Below are 4599 nucleotides of genomic sequence, written 5' to 3'. Positions count from 1 at the left end.
GCCTTTTTCGTTTACGGAAGAGATATGAATAGCTTAGAGGTATACACTGAAATAGCTAAAAGTTTTAATATATCTAGCGAGGAGTTTGAAAAGGAATTTAATTCTGAAGACATAAGACAAGAGACTTTTAAATGCTTTAATATGGCAAACATAATGGGCGCAGAAGTTTTTCCAACTATTATCGCTGTTGAGGGCTACAAGACATGCATAAAGGCACAAGGGTATAATACCTTTGTGCCTTTAGATAAAATGTTTTCTTCTTCAAATTTTGTTAATGAATCTCTCATTATATAGAAATCATTGGTTAAAGCTAAAAGCTGTGATAGATGACTCCGCATATTTTGATGCGGAGTTTATTTTTATTAAAATAATAGTTGCTGGGGATTTTTATGAGGAAATAAATTTGCTAACCAATCAAACCAGAAATCGAGACAGCACAATAAACTAATAATAAACCCATAGCTATATTAAATTGTTTATCATATTTTGTTAAGAAATTCTGAAATAGTGAACCGAAAAGTGACCAACAAACAGTAGATATAAATCCTATAAATCCTAGGAAAATTGAAAAAGATATTAAAGCAAAACTTGATTTATAATAAGGAATTATAAAGGTAGCTATGACAGTAATACAATATATAATAGCTTTAGGATTAACAAACTGCATTGTTAGTCCAGTTAAATAGGTATTTGTTTTTTTATTAGAAAGTTCTGCTTTTTTCTTTGAACTAAATGTAACTTTATAAGCAAGGTAAAGCATATAAACTGCACCAAAGGCACCTATATAATGTTCGATTTTTGGCATCAAATTAAATAAAATGAGATTAAAATAACTACTAGAAATCATAATCATAGTAAATCCAGTAAGAATTCCCAAATTAAAACGAAATGAATTCTTAAAACCATACTTTTTTGAATTAACCATTGATAATATATTGTTTGGTCCGGGTGTAAAACTGGTTACAAACACATAAGATAAAAATGGAATTAGATTAATCAAAATAGTATCCCCCCTTTTTGAACATATGTTATAATATACAGTATAAACGTTATAATGCACTTTCGTTATATTATACATCTTATACGTTATAAAGCACAATAGGCGGGTGAATATTTTTGGAAAATTTAAATTTAAGAATTGCTAATAATTTAAAGCGAATAAGAGATGAAAGAAAACTAAGCCTTGATAAAGTAGCAAATTTAACAGGGGTTAGTAAAAGTATGCTCGGGCAAATAGAAAGGGAAGAATCCAATCCAACAATTTCAACTGTTTGGAAAATTGCAAATGGATTAAAAATTTCTTTCACTGACATAATCAATCCTCATCGATCTGATATAGTTGTTCTTAGTAAAAGGGAAGTGGAACCACTGATTGAAGATGATGGTAAATACAAAGTATATCCAATTTTCCCTTATGAAGATGGTAGAAGATTTGAAATGTATTCTGTTGACATTGAAAAAGATGGACTTCTGAATGCAGAGGCGCATAGAGATGGAACGGAGGAGTTTTTAACTGTATTTCAAGGTCAAGTGGTTGTAAGCGTTAATGATGAAGAACACATTATAAATAAAGGAGATTCAATAAGATTCAAAGCTGATAAACCGCATGGTTATCGTAATACAGGAGATGGATTAACAATGATAAGTATGGTTATATATTATCCACTGTAAATTTGTGTATAACAAATATATTTATGCTTTTGTCATTTCTTTCAGTTAAAGATATCCTGTAGTGGTAAAATGTAAGTTGTAGTAATAAGAATTCCAGGGGGGGCTTTATTATACAACCAATAAAGGGATATTTAATGATTGCGATAGCGGGAAGCTTATGGGGTACTTTAGGATTGTTTGGTAAGATATTTTTTAGTTATGGGTTTGAACCGAAACTTGTTGTGTTTTGCAGACTTTTTGTAGGATTCCTTATAATGTTTATATTTGTTTCCTTTAAGGATAGAAATTTATTGAAAATTGATAAAAAAGGATTGAAATATACTGCTTTAATAGGCTTTTTTTCACAAGCCCTTTTCAATCTGTTATATTTTGAAGCAATCAAAAGGACTACTATATCTACAGCAGTTGTTCTACTATATACGTCGCCTATTTTTTTAATCATAATGGGTAGGATATTTTATAAAGAACTGTTAACAACTACTAAAATCGCTGCACTTTTTTTATGTATAATAGGTTGCTTTCTAACTGTTACCGGAGGCTCATTGGGGAATTTAAGCATAAATTCAGTAGGTGTTCTAATGGGAATAGGAGCAGGGTTCAATTATGCTTTAGTTACGATTATAAGTAAAGCAATCATAGATGATTACCATCCATTGACAATTATTTTATATAGTTTTTTATTTGGATGGATATTTTTAGTGCCATTTTCTCATCCATTAGATCTGTTATATGTAAAATATAGTTTGCCTCTAATAACAAGCATTCTCTGTTTAGGGATATTTCCAACAGTGGTTGCATACACGCTGTATATTACTGGGTTATCTTATGGAGTTGAAGCATCGAAAGCAGGTATAATAAGTTCTATGGAAATCATTGTTGCAGTTATAATTTCTTATTTATTTTTTAAAGAAATGATTTTAGGAGTTAAGTTATTAGGAATTATGATGACTCTAGGTTCTATTTTCATTGTTCAATTTGATAGGCATATGATACCTTTTAATAAAAAACAGGAAGATGTAGATGAGGTTTTATAGTAGATATTGAGAAAGTGGATTCCGGCTCAAATCATACTTCATGTAATAGGTTCATAAGCCTATGATATAATGTATATGTTGATGTTCATTATAGGAGGATAAAAAATATATGATAGGAAAATTACTTTTAGATAGATATGAGTTATTAGAGAAGATTGGCGAAGGTGGCATGGGAACTGTTTATAAAGCAAAGTGCCACTTATTAAATAGATTTGTTGCTGTAAAGATATTAAAAGCAGAGTTAGGTGATAATGAAGATTTTTTAACTAGGTTTAGAAGGGAAGCTACATCAATTGCAAGATTATCAGACCCAAACATAGTGAATGTTCATGATGTTGGTGAAGAAGATCATGTTAATTTTATAGTTATGGAATATATTAATGGAAAAACATTAAAGAAAGTAATAAAGGAAAACGGCAGACTTAGTGCAGAGAAGACAATAGATATAGTTTTTCAAATAGCCAAAGCACTTGAGTGTGCTCATATAAACAATATAATTCATCGAGATATAAAACCAGATAATATTATGATAACAGAGGATAATATGGTTAAGGTTATGGATTTTGGGATAGCAAAAGTTGTAGATTCAACAACCATGACCAATTGCAATAATATTATTGGTACCGTACACTATTTTTCTCCAGAGCAAGCAAAAGGAAATTTTGTAGATTGTAGGACAGACATATATTCATTAGGAATTGTAATGTATGAAATGGTGACGGGAAGGGTACCGTATAATGCAGAAAGCGCTATTTCCATAGCTATGATGCATATTAAGGAACCTATTATTCCACCCAAAGAAATCATTACGGATATACCTGAAAATATAAACCAGGTAATTTTGAAGGCTATGCAAAAGGAGCCTATTAAAAGATACCAAACCGCTAAGGAAATGGCAGAGATTTTAAGTTCAATTAAACAAAATTCTAATTATAAAGTTAATGCAAATAAGGACCTGGATGATGCTACAAGGATTATGAGTGCAGCGGTGGTTTCTGATATAGGAAATGATTTCACAAGGGTAATGGGTGACGAGGCAAGCACTGAAAAAACAATGTTCACAAGAAAGAATGAAGTAATACCTAAAAATAAGAAACTTAGTACAAATAAAAAGGCAATGATAGTTATTGCATCAATTATTTTAGTTATGATTGCTTCCGTTTTAGGAAAATTTATTTCAAAAGATACATCAACGCCAATTGTAAAAACTACAGTTCCAAAGGTAGAGGCAAAATTACCAGTAGTTGAAAAGAAATTTGTCCCATCCCTTATTGGAGAGACCCAAGATATTGCAATGCAGACTGTAGTTAATAATGGATTTTTGCTAGGTAACATTACGAATAATTATAGTGATAGTATTGATAAGGGACTAGTTATTAGTCAATTGCCTGTGGTAAATACATCCTATGAAAAAGATGGAAAAATAGATTTAGTTATAAGCTTAGGTAAAGAGGTTGTTCAGACTACTCCGCCACAATCAAAAAAGGGAAAAGGTAAAAAAAAGTGATAAATTCACGTATACAGGAATAGCTTTATAAGAGTATACATGTGAATTTTAAAAAGGGTGTCCTATAGTAAAATAGGGCACCCATTTATATTTAGTTTTACAGTAACACTTTTAGAACTTAGACCCATACTAAATTTTCATGCTTTACAGCTTGTGGAGGTTGTTCAAGCCATCCATTATCAATTAGAATATCTACACCAGATTTACTATACATCATAGCGTCAGCAATATATTTCATATAATTAGTCTGTAAGTCACTTCTCATAGAACCTGCTATAGCCATACCTAAATCACCTATTCCTGATGACGCCATTAATACAGAATGATTCAGCATTAATTTTTCTGAAAAAGGTGAAACTGTAGAATCATTTACATAACTATCAGAAG

The 4599-nt window shown here is 30.7% G+C and carries 6 protein-coding genes; 4 read left to right on the top strand and 2 right to left on the bottom strand.

Annotation, left to right across the window (positions count from 1 at the left end; translation table 11 throughout):
* Nucleotides 1-294, top strand: a 294-nt coding sequence (locus tag JJE11_RS15045) for a hypothetical protein (protein ID WP_291637066.1), incomplete at its 5' end; no start/stop codon positions are given.
* A gap of 112 nt (nucleotides 295-406) precedes the next feature.
* Here JJE11_RS15045 and JJE11_RS15040 read toward each other — a convergent pair.
* On the bottom strand, nucleotides 407-1000 hold the full coding sequence (locus JJE11_RS15040) for a LysE family transporter (protein ID WP_291637064.1): 594 nt from the start codon (nucleotides 998-1000) through the stop codon (nucleotides 407-409).
* A 116-nt stretch (nucleotides 1001-1116) separates the two neighbouring features.
* Between JJE11_RS15040 and JJE11_RS15035 the strand changes: the two genes are divergently transcribed.
* From JJE11_RS15035 to pknB, 3 genes are all read left to right on the top strand, one after another.
* Nucleotides 1117-1671: an XRE family transcriptional regulator gene (locus JJE11_RS15035; protein ID WP_291637062.1), complete on the top strand. Its 555-nt coding sequence runs from the start codon at nucleotides 1117-1119 to the stop codon at nucleotides 1669-1671.
* Between the two features lie 134 nt (nucleotides 1672-1805).
* Complete coding sequence (locus JJE11_RS15030; protein WP_291637060.1) at nucleotides 1806-2705, top strand: DMT family transporter; 900 nt, start codon at nucleotides 1806-1808, stop codon at nucleotides 2703-2705.
* A gap of 109 nt (nucleotides 2706-2814) precedes the next feature.
* Nucleotides 2815-4212, top strand: coding sequence for a Stk1 family PASTA domain-containing Ser/Thr kinase (gene pknB, locus JJE11_RS15025; RefSeq protein WP_291637058.1), 1398 nt, complete (start codon nucleotides 2815-2817; stop codon nucleotides 4210-4212).
* Nucleotides 4213-4330: 118 nt separating this feature from the next.
* Here the strand turns inward: pknB and JJE11_RS15020 are convergent.
* On the bottom strand, nucleotides 4331-4599 hold a 269-nt coding region (locus JJE11_RS15020; protein ID WP_291637056.1), incomplete at its 5' end, for a DUF3231 family protein.

The organism is Clostridium sp., assembly GCF_016650095.1.
Taxonomy (GTDB): domain Bacteria; phylum Bacillota; class Clostridia; order Clostridiales; family Clostridiaceae; genus Clostridium_AD.
This window is presented reverse-complemented; position numbering and strand designations above follow the sequence as displayed.